At 40.9% G+C, this 21,755-nt stretch carries 26 protein-coding genes and 5 tRNA genes; 17 read left to right on the top strand and 14 right to left on the bottom strand.

The genetic code is table 11. The annotated features are described in order from the left end of the window. Window positions 1-17: 17 nt before the first annotated feature. Together Q7P05_RS05420 and ispE are read right to left on the bottom strand one after the other, a co-directional pair. Window positions 18-710, bottom strand: a complete 693-nt coding sequence (locus tag Q7P05_RS05420) for a GntR family transcriptional regulator (RefSeq protein ID WP_303930933.1) — start codon at window positions 708-710, stop codon at window positions 18-20. Further along, entirely contained in the window at window positions 707-1,603 is an 897-nt protein-coding gene (ispE, locus tag Q7P05_RS05415; RefSeq protein WP_119208974.1) for a 4-(cytidine 5'-diphospho)-2-C-methyl-D-erythritol kinase, read from the bottom strand. Before ispE ends, Q7P05_RS05420 begins: the two co-directional genes overlap by 4 nt. Before the next feature lie 205 nt (window positions 1,604-1,808). On the opposite strand from ispE, the gene Q7P05_RS05410 reads away from it, so the two are divergent. From Q7P05_RS05410 to Q7P05_RS05330, 17 genes are all read left to right on the top strand, one after another. Next, window positions 1,809-2,738, top strand: a complete 930-nt coding sequence (locus Q7P05_RS05410; protein ID WP_227721098.1) for a YitT family protein — start codon at window positions 1,809-1,811, stop codon at window positions 2,736-2,738. Between the two features lie 123 nt (window positions 2,739-2,861). Then, window positions 2,862-4,499, top strand: coding sequence for a phosphoglucomutase (locus tag Q7P05_RS05405; RefSeq protein WP_303930930.1), 1,638 nt, complete (start codon window positions 2,862-2,864; stop codon window positions 4,497-4,499). 134 nt (window positions 4,500-4,633) lie between these two features. After that, a complete protein-coding gene (locus tag Q7P05_RS05400; RefSeq protein WP_039968964.1) occupies window positions 4,634-4,909 on the top strand; it encodes an ACT domain-containing protein in 276 nt (91 codons plus the stop codon). 8 nt (window positions 4,910-4,917) lie between these two features. Next, window positions 4,918-6,276 carry a PFL family protein gene (locus Q7P05_RS05395; protein ID WP_227721100.1) on the top strand — a complete coding sequence of 453 codons (1,359 nt, stop codon included), beginning with the start codon at window positions 4,918-4,920 and terminating at the stop codon, window positions 6,274-6,276. Between the two features lie 32 nt (window positions 6,277-6,308). Further along, window positions 6,309-7,460, top strand: a complete 1,152-nt coding sequence (locus Q7P05_RS05390; RefSeq protein WP_303930929.1) for a glycosyltransferase family 4 protein — start codon at window positions 6,309-6,311, stop codon at window positions 7,458-7,460. A 57-nt stretch (window positions 7,461-7,517) separates the two neighbouring features. Beyond that, entirely contained in the window at window positions 7,518-8,660 is a 1,143-nt protein-coding gene (gene wecB, locus Q7P05_RS05385; protein ID WP_119206792.1) for a non-hydrolyzing UDP-N-acetylglucosamine 2-epimerase, read from the top strand. Window position 8,661: 1 nt separating this feature from the next. Then, window positions 8,662-8,856, top strand: coding sequence for an AtpZ/AtpI family protein (locus Q7P05_RS05380; RefSeq protein WP_005385422.1), 195 nt, complete (start codon window positions 8,662-8,664; stop codon window positions 8,854-8,856). A gap of 10 nt (window positions 8,857-8,866) precedes the next feature. Continuing rightward, entirely contained in the window at window positions 8,867-9,235 is a 369-nt protein-coding gene (locus tag Q7P05_RS05375) for a hypothetical protein (protein WP_005385424.1), read from the top strand. Between the two features lie 198 nt (window positions 9,236-9,433). Beyond that, window positions 9,434-10,108, top strand: a complete 675-nt coding sequence (gene atpB, locus Q7P05_RS05370; RefSeq protein ID WP_227721104.1) for a F0F1 ATP synthase subunit A — start codon at window positions 9,434-9,436, stop codon at window positions 10,106-10,108. A gap of 20 nt (window positions 10,109-10,128) precedes the next feature. Further along, window positions 10,129-10,356 (top strand): F0F1 ATP synthase subunit C, encoded by a 228-nt coding sequence (gene atpE / locus Q7P05_RS05365; RefSeq protein WP_004695064.1) that lies wholly within the window; start codon window positions 10,129-10,131, stop codon window positions 10,354-10,356. Window positions 10,357-10,374: 18 nt separating this feature from the next. Beyond that, window positions 10,375-10,872 carry a F0F1 ATP synthase subunit B gene (atpF, locus tag Q7P05_RS05360; protein ID WP_105089726.1) on the top strand — a complete coding sequence of 166 codons (498 nt, stop codon included), beginning with the start codon at window positions 10,375-10,377 and terminating at the stop codon, window positions 10,870-10,872. 4 nt (window positions 10,873-10,876) lie between these two features. Then, complete coding sequence (gene atpH, locus Q7P05_RS05355) at window positions 10,877-11,428, top strand: ATP synthase F1 subunit delta (RefSeq protein ID WP_303930927.1); 552 nt, start codon at window positions 10,877-10,879, stop codon at window positions 11,426-11,428. A 16-nt stretch (window positions 11,429-11,444) separates the two neighbouring features. Further along, complete coding sequence (gene atpA, locus Q7P05_RS05350; protein ID WP_105094203.1) at window positions 11,445-12,983, top strand: F0F1 ATP synthase subunit alpha; 1,539 nt, start codon at window positions 11,445-11,447, stop codon at window positions 12,981-12,983. A gap of 3 nt (window positions 12,984-12,986) precedes the next feature. Then, the gene (gene atpG, locus Q7P05_RS05345; protein WP_060924366.1) at window positions 12,987-13,841 is read left to right on the top strand and encodes an ATP synthase F1 subunit gamma; all 855 of its coding nucleotides are present in this window, start codon (window positions 12,987-12,989) and stop codon (window positions 13,839-13,841) included. An 18-nt stretch (window positions 13,842-13,859) separates the two neighbouring features. Then, on the top strand, window positions 13,860-15,284 hold the full coding sequence (gene atpD / locus Q7P05_RS05340; protein ID WP_060924365.1) for a F0F1 ATP synthase subunit beta: 1,425 nt from the start codon (window positions 13,860-13,862) through the stop codon (window positions 15,282-15,284). A gap of 3 nt (window positions 15,285-15,287) precedes the next feature. Then, window positions 15,288-15,695 carry an ATP synthase F1 subunit epsilon gene (atpC, locus tag Q7P05_RS05335; protein WP_105089723.1) on the top strand — a complete coding sequence of 136 codons (408 nt, stop codon included), beginning with the start codon at window positions 15,288-15,290 and terminating at the stop codon, window positions 15,693-15,695. A 148-nt stretch (window positions 15,696-15,843) separates the two neighbouring features. Beyond that, window positions 15,844-16,200 (top strand): hypothetical protein, encoded by a 357-nt coding sequence (locus tag Q7P05_RS05330; RefSeq protein ID WP_303930923.1) that lies wholly within the window; start codon window positions 15,844-15,846, stop codon window positions 16,198-16,200. A 70-nt stretch (window positions 16,201-16,270) separates the two neighbouring features. On the opposite strand, the gene Q7P05_RS05325 is transcribed toward Q7P05_RS05330, so the two are convergent. The 12 genes from Q7P05_RS05325 to Q7P05_RS05270 all read right to left on the bottom strand — a co-directional run. Beyond that, entirely contained in the window at window positions 16,271-17,179 is a 909-nt protein-coding gene (locus tag Q7P05_RS05325) for a hypothetical protein (RefSeq protein ID WP_303930921.1), read from the bottom strand. Between the two features lie 108 nt (window positions 17,180-17,287). After that, window positions 17,288-17,363 (bottom strand) — tRNA-Val (locus tag Q7P05_RS05320). A 3-nt stretch (window positions 17,364-17,366) separates the two neighbouring features. Then, a tRNA-Glu gene (locus Q7P05_RS05315) sits at window positions 17,367-17,441 on the bottom strand. Window positions 17,442-17,445: 4 nt separating this feature from the next. Next, window positions 17,446-17,521 (bottom strand) — tRNA-Lys (locus Q7P05_RS05310). Between the two features lie 4 nt (window positions 17,522-17,525). Further along, a tRNA-Gln gene (locus Q7P05_RS05305) sits at window positions 17,526-17,600 on the bottom strand. Window positions 17,601-17,624: 24 nt separating this feature from the next. Beyond that, window positions 17,625-17,700, bottom strand: a tRNA-His gene (locus Q7P05_RS05300). 217 nt (window positions 17,701-17,917) lie between these two features. Then, the gene (speE, locus tag Q7P05_RS05295) at window positions 17,918-18,757 is read right to left on the bottom strand and encodes a polyamine aminopropyltransferase (RefSeq protein WP_024065843.1); all 840 of its coding nucleotides are present in this window, start codon (window positions 18,755-18,757) and stop codon (window positions 17,918-17,920) included. 82 nt (window positions 18,758-18,839) lie between these two features. After that, on the bottom strand, window positions 18,840-19,469 hold the full coding sequence (locus tag Q7P05_RS05290) for a hypothetical protein (RefSeq protein ID WP_105089630.1): 630 nt from the start codon (window positions 19,467-19,469) through the stop codon (window positions 18,840-18,842). A gap of 4 nt (window positions 19,470-19,473) precedes the next feature. Next, window positions 19,474-19,908, bottom strand: a complete 435-nt coding sequence (locus Q7P05_RS05285) for a peptidylprolyl isomerase (protein ID WP_005385683.1) — start codon at window positions 19,906-19,908, stop codon at window positions 19,474-19,476. Beyond that, window positions 19,905-20,612, bottom strand: a complete 708-nt coding sequence (locus Q7P05_RS05280) for a ThiF family adenylyltransferase (protein WP_005385682.1) — start codon at window positions 20,610-20,612, stop codon at window positions 19,905-19,907. Before Q7P05_RS05280 ends, Q7P05_RS05285 begins: the two co-directional genes overlap by 4 nt. Next, the gene (locus Q7P05_RS05275) at window positions 20,612-20,986 is read right to left on the bottom strand and encodes a VOC family protein (RefSeq protein ID WP_303930919.1); all 375 of its coding nucleotides are present in this window, start codon (window positions 20,984-20,986) and stop codon (window positions 20,612-20,614) included. The genes Q7P05_RS05280 and Q7P05_RS05275 overlap by 1 nt, the downstream gene beginning before the upstream one ends. 79 nt (window positions 20,987-21,065) lie before the next feature. Next, the coding region (locus Q7P05_RS05270; RefSeq protein ID WP_303930918.1) for an SMC family ATPase at window positions 21,066-21,755 on the bottom strand (690 nt) is incomplete at its 5' end.

The following is a 21,755-nucleotide window of genomic DNA, read 5'->3' as shown; positions in this document are numbered from 1 at the left end:
ATAGGTAAGGAGATTCCTTATGCCTTGATAAACTCTTGAGATTCTTCCATACCTTTTAATAAGGTCTGTTCAGAGTGTTCCATGTGAATCTGAGCCAATTTACGAGCTTGTGTTGCGTTATGAGAGGCGATAGCTTCTACGAGTTGGCGATGTTCTTCCCATGTCTTTCTAAGACGACCCGGTTGATTCATGGAGAAGCTACGGAAACGGTAAGTTTGCTCGCGCAAGTTGTGCACGATGTCTGCAAGTCGTTCGTTACGAGAGGCACGGTATAATACTTCGTGGAATTCTACGTCTGCTGCTACGACGGATTCCATGTCCTTGTTTTCCATATGATCGCCAATCTCTACGAGCATTCGTTCTAATGTTTCGATTTCTTCTGCAGTGATACGTTCTGCTGCAAGGCCTGCTGCGAGTTCTTCGAGGGCAGACCGAATTTCGAATACTTGAGTAATATCCTTTAACGATATATTGGCTACGTATGTGCCACGGCGAGGAACCATAACAACAAAGCCTTCGAGCTCAAGCTTACGAATGGCTTCGCGAATTGGTGTACGGCTCACACCGAGTTCTTCAGCTAGAGGAATTTCCATAAGGCGTTCGCCTGGTTTTAACACGCCGTCTTGAATGGCTTGACGTAATGTTTCACTTACGACTTCGCGTAGAGGTTTATACGCATCGAGGCGTATTGGTTGTAACCGTTTTGTCATGGTAAGTCCTCCTGTGTACATGTTTTTGTAATGAGCGATAGCCAATCATGGCCTGCTGCTTTGATCTCTTCTTGCAGTTGTAATGCTTCCATTGGTTTATCCAGCAATACCACCATTGTAGGACCACTACCGGTCATAATCGTTGGATATTCACGACTAGTGAAGAATTCTTTACAAATGACAAGTTCTTCATGGTCAGGGAAGAGTAGTTCTTCAAATGTATTAGCACTAGTAAGGAATGCTGATTTTAAGTCATTATTTTCTAGGTGTTGTTGGACTGTATCGATGGTTTGTTTTGTTGCTACGGACTTATTCGTGAAGCGACCATAAGCAGCTGCAGTTGATACAGATACCTTTGGCTTTACTAGCAATAACCAATGTGGATCTGGAGATTTTCCGTATGTTAATATTTCACCACGCCCCGTGCCACGTGCTGTACCACCTTGCAATAGGAATGGCACATCGGATCCAAGAGTAGCACCGATTTGTAAAAGTTCCTCTTGGGTGAGTCGTAAGTCCCAGAATCGATTGAGACCTACTAACATAGCAGCCGCATCAGCACTCCCACCGCCAAGACCGGCTTGAATAGGTACTCGTTTTAATAGGTGAATGGCAGCTCCCGCTTTGCAACCGGTATAAGCTTGTATTGCCCGTAATGCTTTGAGGGCAAGATTTTCTTCACCATAAGTAACTAATTTTTGCATATACTCAGGTAATTCTGGAGCGCCACCGGAGAAAACTACGGAATGATGCTTCGCAAAATAAATGGAGTCGCTAAGGCGAATGGATTGGAAGATAGAGTCGATATCGTGATATCCGTCTTCACGCTTGCCCGTAATGGCAAGTCCAATATTGATTTTACTGCAACCGAGTTGCTCAAAACTTTTACTCATGATAGCCTCGTTTGTAACATACAGAATATATGCAATTTATATGTTTATTTTATACTCTTATAAAGTGATTGAAAATAACCATTAAGTGGTTTATGATGAATTTGTATACGCATATTGTTTTATTACTAAATGTATTGTAAATAGCGTATGTTTTAGTTAGTTCATTATAGAATATTTATAGTGAAATGGCAATTTGGAGGAAGCTATGTTCGCTAAGTATAGAAGTGTTATCTATGAAAGCCTTATGGTCATTCTTGGATGTGCCATATTTGGTGCCGGCCTTGATGCCTTTGTATTGCCACACAAATTGGTGAGTACTGGTATTAGTGGGGTAGGCTTGATTTTGTATTATTTAACGGGCTTATCTGTTGGTTCTTGGAATATGATTTTAAATATTCCTATATTCTGGGCTGCTTGGAAGTGGCTGGGCACCCGTGTTGTTATCAAAACCTTGTATGGCACATTGATGCTGTCTTGGATGGTTGATTTATTTAACTTCTTGCAATATGACATGATTATTAAGGATCCTTTGTTGAGTTCCATGATGGCTGGTATTACTACTGGTGTAGGTCTTGGCATTGTGTACCGCGTAGGCGGTAACACAGGTGGGCTTGATCCTATTGCACTCATTGTACGCAAATATTATGGACTTCAAATGGGGTCCATTAATAGTGCCATAAACTGTGCTATCCTTGTTGCTGCAATTGGTGTTGTTGGCCTTGAAGCCGTAGCGGTCACACTTATTAGTGTCTATGTGTATACCATCATTACGAATAAGGTGGTTATCGGCTTTAATCAGCGGAAGGTTGCTTTCATCATTACCTATCGTACTGATGAGGTCTGTGAATGCATCATCAATAAGGTTGGTCGTGGCGCAACTATCATTAATGGCATTGGTGCTTATACGCGGACGCCGAAGCAAATCGTTATGGTAGCCGTTAATCTCTTGCAAGTAAATAAATTAAAAGAGGTTATTCAAGAGGCGGATCCAAATGTGTTCATCTTAATAACTGATGCGCAAGAGGTCATTGGGCAAGGCTTTACACAACCGATTATCCCTACTGAAGTGTGTGAACAGTTAAAAGATAAGAGTACCACACAAGAGGATAATACACAGACTATACATAATCGCTAAGTAAAGCAAAATGTAAAATCAGAAAAGTAAAATTCAAAATGTAAGCATTAGTCATCTCATATTAATTATGTGTAAATATAATATTTTATGAATGACATATACATTTGAGATTAGGAGGTTCCTATGGCTCATAAATTAGCAGGTACGCCTGTACAAGAACAAGATATTATAGATGTACAAACTCTGGTAGATGCCTATTTTGACAATGCGCCAGATGTAACTGATCCGACACAACTCGTATCCTTTGGTACATCAGGCCACCGTGGTACCTCTTTAAATGGTACCTTTACGGATTTACACGTAGCGGCTATTACACAGGCAATCTGTGATGGTCGTGGTCAATTTGGTGCGACAGGACCCATTTTTGTGGGCCAAGATACACATGCTTTATCTCAGCCTGCATTAGTAACAGTGCTTGAGGTACTTGCTGGTAATGGTGTGACTGCCATGGTTGATGCGGATATGGACTTTGTTCCAACACCATCTGTGTCTCGTGCAATCATTCGATATAATGAAAGTCACGATAAAAAAGCAGATGGTATCGTTATTACACCATCTCACAATCCTCCAGATAATGGGGGCATTAAGTATAATGCTACCAACGGTGGCCCTGCAGATACGTTGATTACAAAATGGATTGAAACCCGCGCCAATGAGTACGTTCGTGCTTATTGTGAATTAGAAGGGTTCAAACGCATTAGTATTGATAATATTGAACCAGACCAACAGGTGCCTTATGACTATAAGGGCTTATATGTTGAAGAACTATCCTCCATTATTAATATGGAGGCCATTCAAAGTGCTAAACCTAAGGTTCTTGTCAATGCATTAGGTGGTAGTGGCCTTGGTTATTGGCGTGCTATTAAAGAGCGGTATAATCTTAATATGGATATTATCAATGATGAGTACGATCCAACCTTTAGCTTTATGACCTATGACCATGATGGCAAGGTGCGTATGGATTGTTCTTCTGAATATGCGATGGCGGATGTAACTAAACAAATTGGCAATTATGATCTCGCTGTTGGCAATGATCCTGATTATGATCGCTACGGTATCGTTACTGCAGAGGGACTTGCTTCTCCTAATGCGTTCCTTACGGTTGCTGCAGATTATTTGTTTACAACCCGTGGTTGGACAGATAAAGGGGTAGGTAAAACCGTTGTTTGTACCACTATGATTGATAAATGGGCGGCTGTTAAAGACATTCCGGTTTATGAGGTTCCGGTAGGCTTTAAATATTTTAGCTCTTTATTATTTGATGGTGAGATTGGTATCGGCGGTGAAGAATCTGCAGGCGCATCGTTCCTTAAAAAGGACGGCACCGTATGGACTACCGATAAAGACGGCATGGTAATGGCGCTTCTAGCAATGGAAATGTATGCCGTTATGGGCGCAACTGTTGATCGCCTCTACAATAATATTGTTGAAGGTTGTGGTGACCCACGATTTGGTCGCATTGATGCGGCTTGTACAAAGGCGGCAAAGGCCAAGTTGAAACAGTTGAATGCAAGTTCCATTACGGCTACAGAGGTAGATGGAGACCCTATTACTAATATACGCACTACATCCTTATACAAGGATATGCCCATCGATGGGGTTCGCGTAGAAACTGAAACAGGTTGGTTTGTAGCGCGTCCGTCCGGTACAGAGGATTTGTATAAAATCTATGGTGAAAGCTATAAAGGGGATAAAGGTTTAGTCGCGTTATTGACAGCAGGAGAGGCTATCGTAACGGCTGCATTATCCGACGAAGTGTAAAATACTATTTTTACATGAAAACTCATGAAGATTTCACCGTAGAAAAATAATAAATGTGATATAATATATTAATATAGTTTATTGAATACCCTATATGGGTCAAATAGTTTGTAGTGCTCAGAAAAGGTGATGTTATGAAATTAGTTGTTACCGTTGTCGGCGTTGACCGCGTTGGTATCATTGCAGGGGTTAGTACTGTACTTGCTAACCACGGCGTAAACATTATGTCTATAAATCAAACCATTCTTGATGGCGTTTTCAATATGATTATGATGTGTGAAACAAAGTCTGAAGATGTGAAAGATTTGACATCTATTCAAGATGCTTTGAATGCACTCGGTAAAGAACTTGGTGTTGAAATCCGTGCACAACATGCTGATATTTTCTTAAGCATGCACCGTGTAGGATAGGAGGCACTATGTTATCTATCGACAATATTTTAGAAACGAATCAGATGATTCATGATAACAAGCTTGACGTACGTACCATTACAATGGGTATTAGCTTGCTTGAATGTGCATCTAGCTCTGGTAAAGAGTTGTGTGATCGCATTTATGATCGCATTACGAAAGAAGCAGAGCACCTTGTGTCTACTGGTGAGGATATTGAGCGCGAGTTTGGTATTCCTATCATTAACAAACGTATTTCTGTAACACCGATCTCATTAGTGGCTGGTGGTAGTGATTTAACATCCTATGTTCCTATTGCAGAAGCGATGGATCGCGCTGCAAAAACAGTAGGTGTAAACTTTATCGGCGGTTTCTCTGCTCTTGTAACAAAAGGTGCTACACGGGCTGACCGCATTTTGATTGATTCCATCCCAGAAGCGCTGGCAACTACAGATATCGTATGTAGCTCTGTAGGTGTGGGCTCTACTAAAACGGGGATCAACATGGATGCAGTTCGCGACATGGGTATCATCGTTAAGAAAACAGCAGAACTTACAAAGGATAATGATGCGCTTGGTTGTGCTAAGCTCGTTATTTTCTGTAACCCTGTAGAGGATAATCCGTTCATGGCGGGTGCCTTCTTTGGTGTAACTGAAGGTGATAGTGCCATTTCTGTAGGCGTATCTGGTCCAGGCGTTGTAAAACACGCACTTGAGTCTGTGCGTGGTCAGTCCTTTGACGTTGTAGCAGAAACGATTAAACGCACTGCTTTTAAAATTACTCGTGTAGGCCAATTAGTAGCACAAGAGGCATCTCGTCGTCTTGGTAAACCATTCGGCATTATCGATTTGTCCTTGGCGCCAACACCAGCGGTAGGCGATTCTGTTGCTCACGTTCTCGAAGAAATGGGCTTGTCATCTTGTGGTTGTCATGGTACGACTGCGGCACTTGCATTACTTAATGATGCGGTGAAAAAAGGTGGTCTTATGGCATCCTCTCACGTAGGCGGCCTCAGTGGTGCATTTATTCCAGTATCTGAAGATGCTGGTATGATTGATGCCGTATCTTGTGGCAGTTTATCCCTCGATAAATTAGAGGCTATGACATGCGTATGTTCTGTGGGCCTTGACATGATTGCTATTCCTGGAGACACAACAGCAGATACAATTTCTGCAATCATTGCTGATGAATCTGCTATTGGTATGATTAATAATAAGACAACTGCGGTTCGTGTAATTCCTGTACCTGGTAAAACAGTAGGCGAGGTTGTTGAGTTTGGTGGCTTGTTAGGCTATGCTCCAATTATTGAAGTGAGTCCATATAGTGCAGCTGAGTTCATCGCACGTGGTGGCCGTATTCCTGCACCTATTCGTAGCTTAACGAACTAATATTGTTTTAACCCAGTTGTTGGAGGTGTCTTATGAGTGATTATGTGCTCGATTATGTATGGGCCTTTGCTCTGGCGCTCGTCATAACCTTTGCACTTACCCCTTTGGTGAAACGCTTTGCCGTTGCTGTTGGGGCAATAGATAAACCTGATGCCCGCAAGGTACATCATGGTGCTATTCCACGACTTGGTGGGTTAGCAATCTTTCTCGGTTATGTCGGGTCGGTCCTCTTTAATGGATCTATCCCACATGACCATAAACTATTTGGCTTTGTACTTGGTACCGTTATCCTTGTGCTTGTTGGCATTTGGGACGATATTAAACAAATTGAGCCAAAGACTAAGTTGATGGGCCAAATTATAGCAGCAGCTATTTTGGTAGCTTACGATATTCGCGTAGACTTTATCAACCTTCCTTGGGGTGGTGTAGTATATCTTAAATATTGGGCTGCTCCATTGACTATTTTCTGGATTGTAGGCTTTACGAATATCGTAAACCTTATCGATGGACTTGATGGCTTGGCAGCAGGTATTTCCTTTATTGCTTGTATTGCTGTTTGTGCTATGACATTACAACTTGGTCAAACTGACCTTGCCTGTATTTCATTGGCACTAGCAGGTGCAACAGTAGGGTTCTTGCGGTATAACTTTAACCCAGCGAAAATTTTCATGGGTGATACGGGTTCTATGCTCCTCGGTTATACTTTAGCAGCTATTTCTGTAATGGGTGCTGTTAAAACAGCGGCTACTATTGCATTAGTAGTACCAGCAATCGTGCTAGGCTTACCAATTCTCGATACATTATTTGCTATCGTACGCCGTAAAATTAGCGGTCGTCCAATTTTCAAGCCTGATAAAGGCCATGTGCATCATCGTTTGTTAGCACAAGGCTTATCTCAAAAGCAAGCGGTGCTAATGATGTATGCTGTAACGGCTCTCTTTGGTGGCGTATCCGTCATCGTAGCAGAGGTCAATGCTTGGATTGGTATCGCATTAGTACTCGTTATCTTCTTAGGTAGTATTTATGTGGCTCGTCGCCTTGGTGTTATTACCCATAGTGATGCGGCTGGACATCCATTACCACGTCCTACAATTGAACGCAGCGATTCAGATGAAACTATTTCCTTTGATCGTGAAGAATTGGCAAAAGCTTTAGAGGAATCTGACGATTCCCATAAGAAATAACCATATGTGGGGCGCACAGCGCCCCATTTTTTCTATCCTACTATGTTGGAGGCAACTATGTTAAAAGTTATGACAATCTTTGGTACAAGACCTGAAGCTATCAAGATGGCTCCTCTTGTAAAAGCACTAGAAGCAGCACCAGATATGGAGCCGATTGTAACCGTTACGGCACAACATCGCGATATGCTCGATCAAGTACTAAACTTGTTTAATATTACCCCTGATTACGACTTGAATATTATGAGCCAAGGTCAAACATTGTACGATGTAACAAACCGTGCATTGATGGGCCTTAAAGATGTATTAGAAGAAGCTAAACCTGATGTGGTTCTTGTACATGGTGATACTACAACTACCTTTGCAGGTGCTTTGGCGTCCTTCTATCAAGAAATTCCTGTAGGCCATGTAGAAGCAGGCCTTCGCACTGGTGATATTTACTCTCCATTCCCAGAAGAGATGAACCGCAAGTTGACTGGTTCTATTGCGACATATCATTTTGCACCAACAGCTAGTTCTGAAAGTAATCTTAAAAAAGAAAATATAAATACAGACCATTTGTATGTAACAGGCAATACGGTTATTGATGCCCTTGATACAACAGTACAAGAAAATTATGTGTTTGATGATGCTGCTATCAATGCATTAGATCCTGAAAAACGTACAGTGCTTGTTACTACACATCGCCGTGAAAACTTGGGTGAGCCTATGCGCCATGTATACCAAGCTATTCGCGATTTGCTTGATGAATTTAAAGATATTCAAGTGGTATTCCCTGTACATAAGAATCCTAAAGTTCGCCAAGTTGTACAAGAAGAACTCGGTTCTGTAGAACGTGTTACATTAATTGACCCGCTTGATTACGAACCATTTGCTAATTTGATGGCTAAATCCTATTTGATTCTTACTGATTCTGGTGGGATTCAAGAGGAAGCACCAGCTCTTGGTAAACCAGTTCTCGTATTGCGTGATACTACAGAACGCCCAGAAGCTGTTGAAGCTGGTACTGTGCGCCTTGTAGGTACTGACAAAGACGCTGTACATGCAGCAGCTCATGAATTGTTGAGCAATGCAGAGGCTTATAAATTGATGTCTAATTCCGTTAACCCATATGGTGACGGCAAAGCATCTGAACGCATCATCCAAGCGTTGCGCCATGAATTTTTAGGCGATCCTAATCGTCCTGAACGTTTTGGTAAATAATATGGATAAGGACCTTGTGAAAGCCCTCGTCATGGCAACATCGGCGGGGCTCACACTCGTTTTCTGTATAGGTGGCTTTATTGGGATTGGATATATACTAGATGGTTGGTTTAGAACTGAACCATTATGTATGGTTATATTTGGTCTTATTGGAGCTATAACAGGCTTTTATATGTTATATAAACAAGTTAAGTAGTGAGGTATATATGAATCAATATATTAAATTCATAGTGCGTGTGCTACTAACTTGTTTTTTTATTGCCTTTTTAGGCGGTATAATACAAGTTTTATGTGGCTTAGAAGTGTATCTATGGGGATGGCTTTGGGGCATTTTTATAATGGTACTCTACTTGCTTAGCTTGGCTTTGCATGGACAATCTATTGTGTCAGGAGACCCTTATAAAGCCGTACGTAAAGCTCGCAGGCAGATGATATGGCGTCTTATGTTAGTAGGCTCTTTGGTCGTCTTAGGATTAAAAATACCTGGCGTTGAAGCTGTTAGCATGTTTATAGGTATTGCACTCATACAACCGGCATTATATGTGGTGTATTGGTGGCTTAGTCGGCATTTCTGACCCCGTAAGTAGCAGTAAGAATGATAGGTGTATACCGATAATGCATTATACACAATGTGATTATGAGTAATTGGAATTGTTTACCTTGTAAGTGTTGATTATATATCTATAACGATGTATGATGATACATATATAATATATTTATATTAATTGTAAATATATAAGGTTTTTATTATGACTATGGAAGGGGTTGAGAACGTGGAATTACATGCGGGACACCATGAGGTCGTGCAGTGGTTGGGGTTAACATTTAATATTGATACCTTGATTGCTACATGGGTTACTATGGCTATTGTAATACTGGTAACAGTATTGGCCACCCGAGGACGTAAATTGGTGCCTGTAGGCTTGCAAAATATAGTGGAAGCTATATTAGAAGGCTTAGAGGGGCAGCTAGCTCCGAACTTGGGTCGTCATTGGCCGATGGTAAGTTCCTTGTTATTTACGTTTTTCTTATTTATTTTTGTAGGGAACGAACTGGGTTTAATGCCAACGTTTAAGGCTTTAACATCACCAACATCCGATATTAATACTACAATTGCATTAGCTCTATGTAGCACATTAGTGGTATGGGTTATGGGGATTAAAGTTAAAGGCTTATCCTATTTCAATCATTTTGTACAACCTTATAAGGCTTTGCTAATCCTTAATATTTTTGAGGAAATTGCAAAACCAGTTACACTTGCTTTCCGTCTATTCGGCAATATCGTAGCTGGTGAAATTTTGTTAGAAGTATTGTATAACTTGCCTTGGTTTGTACCTGTACCATGGGTTTGGATTGCTTTTAGTTTATTTATCGGTATTATTCAAGCCTTTATTTTCACAGTTCTTACTGCCTCCTACTTGGGGATGGCTCTTAGTGAGGAACATTAATTTTTTACGGAGGATATATTATGGAAGCTCAAGGTTTATTCGCATTAGCAGCAGCAATCGCAGTAGGTTGTGGTGCCATTGGTGCAGGTATCGGTGATGGTCTTGTATCTAGCAAAGTAATCGAAGGTATTACACGCCAACCAGAATTACGTGGTCAATTGATGTCTACAATGTTCGTAGCGATTGGTTTGATCGAAGCGATGCCTATCATCGGTGTAGTAGTAGCATTTATTTTGTTATTCAGATAATAACGAGGAGGAATAACCTTGGTTGACTTAAGCCTTGGAACGATTCTTGCTCAAATGTTGAACTTTTTTATATTAGTTTGGCTATTGGCTCGTTTTGCATATAAACCATTATTGGCTATGATGACAGAACGTAAAGAACGAATTGCTAAAGACTTAGAAGCTGCAGAAAAAGCTCGTGCAGAAGCAGAGGAATTTAAAGCTGATTATGCAGCTCAAATTTCTAATGCTCGTGTAGAGGCACAAAAAATTGTTGAAAAAGCAATTCAAGAAGCAGAAAATACAACACGTGAACAATTAGCAACAGCTCGCGAGCAAATTGAACAAGAAAAAAATCGTGCTCGTCAAGATATTGCCATTGAACGTGATCGTGCTATGAACAGCTTGCGCAATGAAGTTGTTTCCTTATCTGTAGCTATGGCTGGTAAAGTTGTTGCTAAAGATATGAACAGCGAAACTAATACGAAATTGATCGAAGACGCTATTCGTCAACTTGATAGTAAAACGATAGGGTTGTGATACGATGAGCATAGAAATTGTAGCAGATAAATACAGTTCAGCTATGTTTGAATTAGCTCAAGAACAAAATAAGTTGGATCTCATGGAGGAGCAATTAGGCTATGTAGCATTTGTAATGGATGAGCAACCTGAATTAAGCTCATTCCTTGAAAATCCAATCGTTACAGAAGATGCAAAGATTAAGCTTATTGGTAAAATTTTTGACTCTAGTATCGATAAAGTTGCTCTACACTTTATTTATGTGATGATTAAGCGCGGTCGTTATCGCTATATAGCATCGACTATCGAAGCGTTTATTAAGAAATCACGTGCAGCACGTGGTATTTTGGAAGCTACTGTAACAGTAGCTGAACCAATTACAGCTGATGTAGAAGCATCTGTACAAGCTAAACTAAGAGAAGTAACAGGAAAAGATGTCATCTTATCCGTGCGTCAAGATCCATCCATTATGGGTGGTATCGTTATCCAAGTAGGGGATAAACGCATTGATGGCTCTGTAGCTCGCCGTTTAGAGGAATTAGAAAAATCTTTATTAAGAACGAACTCTATTAGATAGGGGTGAATGGGTATATATGAAAATGAAGCCTGAAGAAATCACTGCTATAATTAAACAGCAGATTCAGGACTATGATGTTGACCTCAATGTCGATGACGTGGGTACTGTTCTTGACGTAGGGGATGGCATCGCCCATATTTATGGTCTTGAAAGAGCCATGGCTGGTGAGTTGTTAGAGTTACCACACGGCGTATATGGCTTGGTTTTGAACTTAGAATTAGATAATGTTGGTGCCGTACTATTAGGTGACGACTTCTTAATTAAAGAAGGCGATGAAGTACGCCGTACTGGCAAAATTATGGACGTACCAGTAGGTGATGCACTTATTGGTCGTGTAGTAAATCCGTTGGGTCAGCCTATCGATGGTAAGGGTGCTATTCAAGCGACAGAACGTCGTCCTGTAGAACATCCAGCACCTGGTATTGCGGATCGTCAATCTGTAAACGAACCATTGCAAACAGGTTTGAAAGCTATCGATGCGATGGTACCAATTGGCCGTGGCCAACGTGAGCTTATCATTGGTGACCGTGGTACAGGTAAAACTGCAATTGCTCTTGATACAATTATCAATCAAAAAGGTAAAGATGTAATTTGTATCTATGTAGCAATTGGTCAAAAAGAATCTACCGTAGCTCGTGTAGTACAAAAATTGGAAGAAACAGGTGCGTTGGAGTATACAATCGTCGTTTCTGCTAGTGCTTCTACAGGGGCTCCACTACAATACATCGCTCCGTACGCAGGTGTTGCTATGGGTGAATACTTCATGTACAAAGGCAAACATGTACTTTGTGTATATGATGACTTAACTAAGCAAGCGGCTGCTTACCGTGCTATGTCTTTATTATTACGCCGTCCACCAGGGCGTGAAGCGTATCCAGGCGACGTATTCTACTTACACAGCCGTCTATTAGAACGTGCTGCGAAACTTTCACCAGAACTTGGTGGTGGTTCCATTACTGCGTTGCCAATCATTGAAACACAAGCAGGTGATGTATCTGCATACATCCCAACAAACGTAATTTCCATTACTGATGGTCAAATTTTCTTGGGTACAGATATGTTCTACTCTGGCATCCGCCCAGCGGTTGATGTAGGTTTGTCCGTATCCCGTGTAGGTGGTAGTGCGCAAACTAAAGCGATGAAACAAGTAGCAGGCCAATTGCGTTTGGACCTTGCTCAATATCGTGAGTTGGCTGCTTTCGCTCAGTTCGGTTCCGATCTTGATGCGGCTACTAAAGCACAATTAGACCGTGGTGAACGTTTGACTGAAATGTTAAAACAAGGTCAATATGAACCTATGAGCGTAGCAGAAATGGTTATTAATCTTTACGCTGGTACAAAAGGATATTTAGCAAGTATTCAAGTGGATGATATTTTAGCGTTTGAAGCTGAACTTTTACGTTATATAAAAGCTAACTATCCTGAAATCATCACAAATATTGAAACGTCTAAGAAAATTGACGAAGATACTGAAAATCTATTGAAACAAGCAATCCCAGAATGTGTAGAAGCATTTGGTTCTACGCATACATTAGTGTCTCATAAGGAGGCGTAATGTATGGCTAGTGCACAAGATTTGCGAAAACGCATAAAAAGTGTTACCAATACGCAACAAATTACAAAAGCGATGAAGATGGTTGCTTCAGCTCGTCTTCGTAGGGCACAAACAAAAGCGGAATCTACACGTCCTTACGCAGAAAAAATTGGGCAAATCTTGCGTCATATGTCTAATAGTGATTTAGAAGGCTTTAGCAGTCCTTTACTAGAGGTACGCCCTATAAAGCGTACGTGCTATATAGTAATAGGTGCTGATAAGGGCCTTGCAGGGGCATTCTCGTCTAATGTATTGAAATTTGCTATGGAGCAATTGCATGGCAAATCTTCCGATACATATCGTGTTATCACGGCTGGTAAAAAGCCAAGAGACAGCATGAAATCCAGAGGAATTCATATCGATAAGTCCTATGCGGGCTTCTCTGATAAACCTTCCTATGAACATGCGCGTGCCATTATGCATGAAGCACTTTCACTATACGAACGTCATGAAGTTGACGAAGTCATCATGATCTATACACGTTTTGTAAATTCTATGACGCAAATTGCACAGGCTGAGCGCTTGTTGCCGATAGAGCAACCACAAGATGAGGTAAAAGGGGAAGAATATGACTTTATGCCTTCCGCTGTATCTGTCTTGGAGGCGTTGCTACCAAAATATTTAGAAATTACTGTTTATAATGGATTGTTGCAATCTGCAGCAAGTGAACTTGGTGCTCGCATGACAGCCATGACATCTGCTACAGACAATGCAGGGGAACTCATTGATTCCTTGGGGCTTGAATATAACAAGTTACGTCAATCTAGCATTACAAACGAAATTTCTGAAATCGTTGGTGGCGCTAATGCCTTGCAATAAATAAGGAGACATCTGTCGATGAGTAATAATATTGGTAAAGTTGTGCAGGTCATTGGCCCAGTTGTAGACGTGCGCTTCGATGCTGGTCATTTGCCAAGCATCTACAACGCCATCAACATCTACCATGATCATAAGGCACATGATAGACAAAAAATTGTAGTAGAGGTTATGCAACACTTAGGTGATGATACTGTACGTTGCGTTGCGATGAGCTCTACTGACGGTATGACCCGTAATATGGATGCTGAAGATACTGGTGCTGCAATTGCCGTTCCTGTAGGTGAAGGTGTATTGGGTCGTATCTTTAACGTACTGGGTGAAACTGTGGACCATGATCCAGCTCCAGTTGTAGCTGACGAAAAATGGCCTATTCATCGTCCAGCACCTAAATTTGATGACCTTTCTCCAGATACACAAATCTTGGAAACAGGTATTAAGGTTGTTGACCTTATCGCTCCATATGTAAAAGGTGGTAAAATCGGTCTTTTCGGTGGTGCTGGTGTAGGTAAAACCGTATTGATCATGGAATTGATTCACAATGTTGCTACAGAGCACGGTGGTTACTCCGTATTCTCCGGCGTAGGCGAACGTACTCGTGAAGGTAACGACTTGTGGAATGAAATGAAAGAATCCGGCGTTATCAATAAAACGGCCCTCGTATATGGCCAAATGAATGAGCCACCTGGGGCTCGTATGCGCGTAGGTCTTACAGGCCTTACAATGGCTGAATATTTCCGTGATGTGAAGAAACAAGACGTGCTCTTGTTTATCGATAACATCTTCCGCTTTATCCAAGCTGGCTCTGAAGTATCTGCCCTCTTAGGTCGTATGCCATCTGCCGTAGGTTACCAACCTACATTGGCTAATGACGTAGGGGCATTACAAGAACGTATTACATCTACAAAAGAAGGTTCCATTACTTCTGTACAAGCTGTATATGTACCAGCCGATGACTTGACTGACCCTGCTCCAGCAGCGACATTCGCTCACTTGGATGCAACAACAGTATTGTCTCGTTCCATTGCGGAACTTGGTATTTATCCAGCGGTGGATCCACTCGATTCTACAAGCCGTATTTTGGACCCACATGTACTTGGTGAAGAACACTATGCAGTAGCTCGTGGCGTACAAGAAGTATTGCAAAAATATCGCGATCTTCAAGATATTATCGCAATCCTTGGTATGGAAGAATTGTCTGACGAAGATAAATTGACTGTATCTCGCGCTCGTAAGATTCAACGTTTCTTGAGTCAACCATTCTTCGTAGCCGAAGTATTTACAGGTTCTCCTGGTAAATACGTACCATTGTCCGAAACATTGAGAGGCTTTAGAGAAATCCTTGATGGTAAACATGACGATTTACCGGAAGGTGCATTCTACATGGTTGGTACCATTGATGAAGCCGTTCAAAAAGCAAAGGAAATGCAAGAGAAGGGGGAATAATCCATGGCGGAACCTATGTCCCTACAGATCATCACACCTGATGCGATTGTCTTTGAAGGCAAGTCTACATTCTTTGTAGGCAAAGCCATCGATGGTCAATTTGGTGTTTTGCCAAATCATGCACCTATGATTATCGCATTAGATTTAGCGCCATTACGCATAGATCAACCAGATGGAACATCTCGTGAACTTGCCGTATTTGGTGGCTTCTGTGAAATCGAACATAATAAGGTGAGTATTGTAACCCCAGATTGCCAAGATCCATCATCCATTGATGTGGAACGTGCTCGTCGAGCTAAAGAACGTGCAGAAGGCCGGTTATCTAATCCTACACCAGATATTGATGTAGAACGCGCAGAAGCAGCATTGCAACGTGCATTATTGCGCTTGCATGTAACTAAACAACTATAAAGAAAAAGGCTAGCCATAGGGCTAGCCTTTTTCTATAGAATTTCATTTTGTTTATAGGAAACACTCATCTAATATTAAGGTCATCTACTTATACTAAAATTTGTCATTTAAATTTAATGACTTATTGTGTTAATTTGGAGGTTTTCTAATGAACGTATCAAAAAAATCTTTCATTGCTTTTGCTGTATTAGCATGCTGTTTTGGTGCATCTACACTAGGAACACATGTAGACGCATCTTATGGTTATAAATATACTGACTCGGTTCGCCCACCAGTAGAAACTCCTACAAATGATGCTTTTAGAGCTAACATGGTTAAACAAAATGAAGCTAATAATGCTAAATATGCTGCGACTACTAATACAAGTACAGCAAGTCCAAAAGATGATGATTCAATTTATTACGTAAGCGATTTATCTGATTCCTTCCGTAGTTCATTTACTGCACTTTTAAGAAATGCTGGTTTTACAGAGCATCAACTTAGATTAATCGGCTTGATTCACTAAGTTATGTATCATTAATAGGTGAATACAAAAAGACCGTTAAGCAATTGCTTAACGGTCTTTTTATTGTCTCTTATAATACGCTAACACCTTTTAAGGAGTAAGCAGTATTTCTAGGTTGTTCTACTTGGAAGTCAAGTACAACAGGAGATTCAGAGTTGATGCCAGGTGCTTGATAGCGGTCACGGTCTGTTGGAATGCGTTTATACGGTAATTTATCAAGTAATACAGTCATAACTTTATTCCATACAGCCTTATGTGTTGGCATTGTTAAGGAATCATCTGTTTGATTGAATCCACTGCGTACAGTGTGAATAACTTGATCATTCACATCGTAGTAATATAACAATGCATTAACTTTTGCTGCAATGTACATTTCGCGATCATCATTGTTATATGCGTATGGGCTATTTACACCATTGATTTGTACGTATACATCTTGCAATGGTACAGGCATGATAACAATTTCAGAGTTCTGCGCAGATGCAATTTGCGCAAGGTCAACAGCTCTAATTTCTGCTGTTGGCGTATTAGTACTTACGATTGCTGTATCGTAGTACGGATATTTAAGTGTGTTAGATAAGCGATCAGTCATATAACGACCCAATTGTGCTGTGTTTTCATTGCGCAACTTGGCAGGTACTACAATTGTTACCTTGCGACTAGGGAAGTTTTCTAAGTGACCATCATAATTAGAATTTGATGTGTTAATCGTCGCTTTTTCTGGGGTTCCTACAACTGGAGTAGAAACAGGTGTGTTGGCAACCTTCAAAATAGGTTGACCATTATTATCGGATTGTAATGTAGGTGTAGTTGTATCTACATTGGATTGCACAGAATTAATAATAACCGGTTGAGCCCTATTGGATGTTAATTGACTCATATTAATTGTAGCCGCACTTGCTGTAGCAAGTGTAGATGCCAATAGTACACCTAGTACTGTAAGTAGCGAACGTTTATAGCGTCCGAATTTACGAAACATAGTTCCTCCTCTTAATAAAACTCTTTAAATTTTTACAAACAAAACAACTGGTACTATTATATCACATATACAAAAAAAAGAAGCAAGCTTTATGCTTGCTTCTTGGTCTGGTGGACGATGACAGGATCGAACTGCCGACATCCTGCTTGTAAGGCAGGCGCTCTCCCAGCTGAGCTAATCGTCCATGTGGTGACCCGTCCGGGAATCGAACCCGGGATACCGCCGTGAAAGGGCGGTGTCTTAACCGCTTGACCAACGGGCCAGAATGGTGACTCACCCGCGACTCGAACGCGGGACACCCTGATTAAAAGTCAGGTGCTCTGCCAACTGAGCTAGTGAGTCATGTTGGCAGGGGTGGCTGGGATCGAACCAGCGCATAACGGAGTCAAAGTCCGTTGCCTTACCACTTGGCGACACCCCTACAGTGATTATGATGTGTAGGTTATGGGGTGAGTAGTGGGGATCGAACCCACGCGTAACGGAGCCACAATCCGCCGTGTTAACCGCTTCACCATACCCACCACCTTGTAGGTATCGAAGACGTTGTCTTCGTAACATAGAGAATTATATCTGTTCTAGAGATTTGTGTCAACACCTTTTTCTCAATTTCATTTAACTTTTACAAATAAAATGAAAAAGTGTGTTATCCCTAATATAAACTCTTTCTCCTCATAAAAATAAGGAAGCACATTCATAAGTTATACCTTACGAATGGTGCTCCCCTATTATACATATTATTTACTTAGTTGGCAAATAGTTTTTTACAAAATTTGGCAATGCAAAGGCAGCCTTTTGAATTTCAGCATTATAGTACTTAGTTTCAAAGTTTTGTTCACGATTTGGTGTCCATGTTAATGGGTCAAATGTTTTGGAACCCAATGTGAAGCAATGCATACCTGCAGGATAAATTGGAATAAATGCAGTATATAAACGCGCAATTGGGAAGTGATTATTTACATAACCAAATACCTTCTCTACGAGCGGTTGATGTAACATAGGAGATTCTGTTTGTTGTACAAATAAGCCATCTTTTTTAAGAGCTTTTAATGTATTCTTATAGAACTCTTCAGTAAATAAACCTTCACCAGGACCGATTGGGTCGGAGCAGTCTACAATAATTACATCATAATAATCTTCTGCTTCTGCCATGAAACCAATGCCATCACCAATTTTTACAGTCAATTTAGGGTGGTTTTCAATCATAGCTTTAGCAATAGTTGGCAAATATTGTTTAGCAAGCTCCACAACTTTACCATCGATTTCAACCATTGTTACTTCTTTTACACAATCATGGCGTACACATTCTCTAGCTACGCCACCATCACCGCCACCGATGATCAATACACGTTCAGGATTTGGATGTAAAAACAATGGAACATGACTCATCATTTCATGGTAGATGAATTCTTCACGCTCAGACGTTTGGAATACACCATCTAATGCGAGCATTGTACCGTACTCTTTTGATTTAAATACTTCAATTTTTTGGAACTCAGATTCACCAGAGTATAATACTTCTTCTGCTTCAGCGCTAAGACGTAAATGAGGAGTTTGTTCCTCTGTAATCCATTGACTCATGTAGTACCTCCTACTTTTATACTACAATACGCACCGCAGATGATTGCGATGCGTATGTATATTACGTTAATTACTCTGTTTCTTAATCTTTACGACTAATATAACAGAAACCGCCACCTAAAATAGTGTCTTTCATCCAATTTGCTAACGAGAAATCACGGATTTCACCTTCATCAAAGATGCCACAGCGAATATCATCGCCATCCATAAATATCTTGTGAATTGGAACCCAATGCCATGTATAAAGAGCTTTTTCTTTACCCTTATGACGATTCAAAAATGCTACAGGCACATCTTGTGCCAATGCATCATGAATAAATTGAGCTGCAGCCTCCACCTCTACACGAGATGCGCAGAACGGAGATACATTCAACATATGTACATCATAAGATAGGCCTTTATCCTCCAATAAACGAGTAAGACCACGTTCCATCCATTGAGTCTTATAAACACCACCACCAAAGCGTGGCTTTACATACTTCCAAACTAAGTTCATCCGTTCTAAAGCAAGCGTTTGATCGGATGTGGTTTCCAGATCTAATAAGCCATCCCTAAACAGCGAATAACCCAATACTTGTGATGCCGATGTAGGACCACAACCAGACAAGCGTTGCCACTCATCAGTGAACCATTCTTGGTCATACCCATATGATGTTTTACCATTTACATCAATATATAGCCATTCTGGATGTTTAATAGATACATCATTCATGAGATTAACCTTCGATTACTTCAACAGTTTCCATGATGGCACCTTGGTGAATACCATCAACTACGTCCATACCTTCGATTACTTTACCGAATACAGTGTGTACACCATCCAAGTGAGGTTGTGGTTCGTATACGATAAAGAATTGGCTACCACCAGTATTAGGACCACGGTGAGCCATAGACAATGCACCACGTTCATGTTTATGTGGGTTGCCAATCAATTCATCTTTAATTGTGTAACCAGGGCCACCTGTACCATTGCCATTAGGGCAACCGCCTTGAGCTACGAAGCCAGGGATTACACGGTGGAAACGAAGGCCATTATAGAAACCTTTGTTGATCAAGTCAATAAAGTTTTGTACTGTGCCAGGAGCTTCTTTATCAAATAATTCAATTACGATATCGCCGCCGTCAGCCATATGGATTTTTGCTTTTTTCATTGTTCAGGTACCTCCAAAATTGTACGCAACACATGTGCTGCTAATATAAAACCTGCCACTGGTGGCACAAAACTACATGTACCAGGGCTTGTTGCTTCTCCGCGGAACTGTGGTTTTGTCGGTTTTTCTGTAGAAAATAAAACTAATTGCTTTTTAATACCCCGTTTTTTGAGCTCCCGACGCATAACGCGCGCCAAAGGACATGTATGAGACTTATTGATATCAGCAATCATAAGTTTTTCAGGGTAAAAGCGATTACCGCCGCCCATACAAGAAATAACAGGGATGCTTTCACGTTGACACACCTCAATAATATTAAGTTTTGCCGTTACCATATCGATAGCATCGATTACATAATCAACGTTCAAGCTTTGAATAAATCCAGGGTAGTTTTCCTCAGTATACATAATATCATGAGTTTCTATCACTACATCCGGATTAATAGAAAGCGCTCGCGCCTTTGCTACCTCCACCTTACGCTCTCCAATTGTGTCATGAGTCGTAATCATTTGTCGGTTTAAGTTACTTGGTGCAATAGAGTCGCCATCGATAAGAACGATGCGTCCCACACCAGCTCGAACTAGTGCCTCAAGGGCACCACCACCAACGCCGCCGACACCAAATAGAGCCACAGACGTATCTTTTAAGGTTTTGATTTTATCGGGACCAACTAACCACTCTAAACGAGTTAACATATATTCCATTAGTATTTACCTGCTGGAATGATTTCTGTCCAATACCCGTCTGAATCGGCAATAAAGTAAATGCCCATGTCAGCATTTTCGTAAGCTACAACGCCCATCTCTTTATGCTTTTTAAGAGCTGCTTCGTAGTCATCTACATAAAACGCTAAATGGAATTCATTGTCCCCTAAATTATAAGGGCGATCCCAGTCGCGTAACCATGTAAGTTCTAGTTCATGCGCTGTGTACGGACTTTTTAAATATACAAGAGTGAAAGCACCACTTGGATCTTCCAAGCGGCGAGATTCCTCAAGTAATAAGGCCTCTTTATAGAATGCTAAACTCTTATCAAGATCCTTAACATTTATATTATTATGAGCAAATGAAAACTTCATAGGACCTCCTTAATTAATTCCAGTATGTTTTTGTAGGAATTCTCCTCTTTTAATAGTATCACATTTGACAATTCTATAGCTAGTTAATAACAAATTTTGCCGTACTACCATCGTCACCACGTGTGACCTCTAAGTGGGCCGGTATACGAGTCTTTAATTCAGGTACATGGGAAATCATGCCGATAAGACGACCTGATGATTGTAATTTCACCAGTGTTTCCATTGCGAGTTCCAACGTATCAGGATCAAGGGTACCAAAGCCTTCGTCGATAAACATCGTATCCATATGAATACCACCTGCATAACTTTGAATGACATCTGCAAGACCTAAGGCAAGGGCCATAGAAGCCAAGAATGTTTCACCACCAGACAAGGTATTCGCAGGTCTTGATTGACCTGTGAAAGCATCCATGACTGCCAAATCAAGACCTTGTTTGCCCCGTCCACCACCAGTATAGTCAGAACGTTCTAAGGAATAGCGATTACGACTCATCGTTTGAAGCCGTAAATTAGCTGCATATACGACTTCATCTAAAATAGCTCCCAATACATAGCGCTCAAAGGTTACATTTTTAAACCCTTGTTCACCGCCATTTGCCAAATCATTTAGGCGACTTAAGAAAGTTACTTCCTCACGGGCTTCGCCCATAGCTTGTTCAAGTGTTTCTAGAGAAGCTAGTGTTGTTTCAATATGTTTCGTTTCTTTATCCCAAGCCGCAAGAGAACCCACCAAATCATCACGCTGCTCTACTGCTGCATCATATACTTC

It is taken from the genome of Veillonella dispar (genome assembly GCF_937975875.1).
GTDB classification, from domain to species: domain Bacteria; phylum Bacillota; class Negativicutes; order Veillonellales; family Veillonellaceae; genus Veillonella; species Veillonella dispar_B.
Note: the sequence above shows the minus strand (reverse complement) of the source record. Positions and strands in the feature narration are given on the sequence as shown.

What these genes read in the sequence shown, in the direction of transcription:
- Q7P05_RS05420 (WP_303930933.1), bottom strand. Translation starts at nt 710, where the DNA reads ATGACAAAACGGTTACAACCAATACGCCTCGATGCGTATAAACCTCTA.
- ispE (WP_119208974.1), bottom strand. Translation starts at nt 1,603, where the DNA reads ATGAGTAAAAGTTTTGAGCAACTCGGTTGCAGTAAAATCAATATTGGA.
- Q7P05_RS05410 (WP_227721098.1), top strand. Translation starts at nt 1,809, where the DNA reads ATGTTCGCTAAGTATAGAAGTGTTATCTATGAAAGCCTTATGGTCATT.
- Q7P05_RS05405 (WP_303930930.1), top strand. Translation starts at nt 2,862, where the DNA reads ATGGCTCATAAATTAGCAGGTACGCCTGTACAAGAACAAGATATTATA.
- Q7P05_RS05400 (WP_039968964.1), top strand. Translation starts at nt 4,634, where the DNA reads ATGAAATTAGTTGTTACCGTTGTCGGCGTTGACCGCGTTGGTATCATT.
- Q7P05_RS05395 (WP_227721100.1), top strand. Translation starts at nt 4,918, where the DNA reads ATGTTATCTATCGACAATATTTTAGAAACGAATCAGATGATTCATGAT.
- Q7P05_RS05390 (WP_303930929.1), top strand. Translation starts at nt 6,309, where the DNA reads ATGAGTGATTATGTGCTCGATTATGTATGGGCCTTTGCTCTGGCGCTC.
- wecB (WP_119206792.1), top strand. Translation starts at nt 7,518, where the DNA reads ATGTTAAAAGTTATGACAATCTTTGGTACAAGACCTGAAGCTATCAAG.
- Q7P05_RS05380 (WP_005385422.1), top strand. Translation starts at nt 8,662, where the DNA reads ATGGATAAGGACCTTGTGAAAGCCCTCGTCATGGCAACATCGGCGGGG.
- Q7P05_RS05375 (WP_005385424.1), top strand. Translation starts at nt 8,867, where the DNA reads ATGAATCAATATATTAAATTCATAGTGCGTGTGCTACTAACTTGTTTT.
- atpE (WP_004695064.1), top strand. Translation starts at nt 10,129, where the DNA reads ATGGAAGCTCAAGGTTTATTCGCATTAGCAGCAGCAATCGCAGTAGGT.
- atpH (WP_303930927.1), top strand. Translation starts at nt 10,877, where the DNA reads ATGAGCATAGAAATTGTAGCAGATAAATACAGTTCAGCTATGTTTGAA.
- atpA (WP_105094203.1), top strand. Translation starts at nt 11,445, where the DNA reads ATGAAAATGAAGCCTGAAGAAATCACTGCTATAATTAAACAGCAGATT.
- atpG (WP_060924366.1), top strand. Translation starts at nt 12,987, where the DNA reads ATGGCTAGTGCACAAGATTTGCGAAAACGCATAAAAAGTGTTACCAAT.
- atpD (WP_060924365.1), top strand. Translation starts at nt 13,860, where the DNA reads ATGAGTAATAATATTGGTAAAGTTGTGCAGGTCATTGGCCCAGTTGTA.
- atpC (WP_105089723.1), top strand. Translation starts at nt 15,288, where the DNA reads ATGGCGGAACCTATGTCCCTACAGATCATCACACCTGATGCGATTGTC.
- Q7P05_RS05330 (WP_303930923.1), top strand. Translation starts at nt 15,844, where the DNA reads ATGAACGTATCAAAAAAATCTTTCATTGCTTTTGCTGTATTAGCATGC.
- Q7P05_RS05325 (WP_303930921.1), bottom strand. Translation starts at nt 17,179, where the DNA reads ATGTTTCGTAAATTCGGACGCTATAAACGTTCGCTACTTACAGTACTA.
- speE (WP_024065843.1), bottom strand. Translation starts at nt 18,757, where the DNA reads ATGAGTCAATGGATTACAGAGGAACAAACTCCTCATTTACGTCTTAGC.
- Q7P05_RS05290 (WP_105089630.1), bottom strand. Translation starts at nt 19,469, where the DNA reads ATGAATGATGTATCTATTAAACATCCAGAATGGCTATATATTGATGTA.
- Q7P05_RS05285 (WP_005385683.1), bottom strand. Translation starts at nt 19,908, where the DNA reads ATGAAAAAAGCAAAAATCCATATGGCTGACGGCGGCGATATCGTAATT.
- Q7P05_RS05280 (WP_005385682.1), bottom strand. Translation starts at nt 20,612, where the DNA reads ATGGAATATATGTTAACTCGTTTAGAGTGGTTAGTTGGTCCCGATAAA.
- Q7P05_RS05275 (WP_303930919.1), bottom strand. Translation starts at nt 20,986, where the DNA reads ATGAAGTTTTCATTTGCTCATAATAATATAAATGTTAAGGATCTTGAT.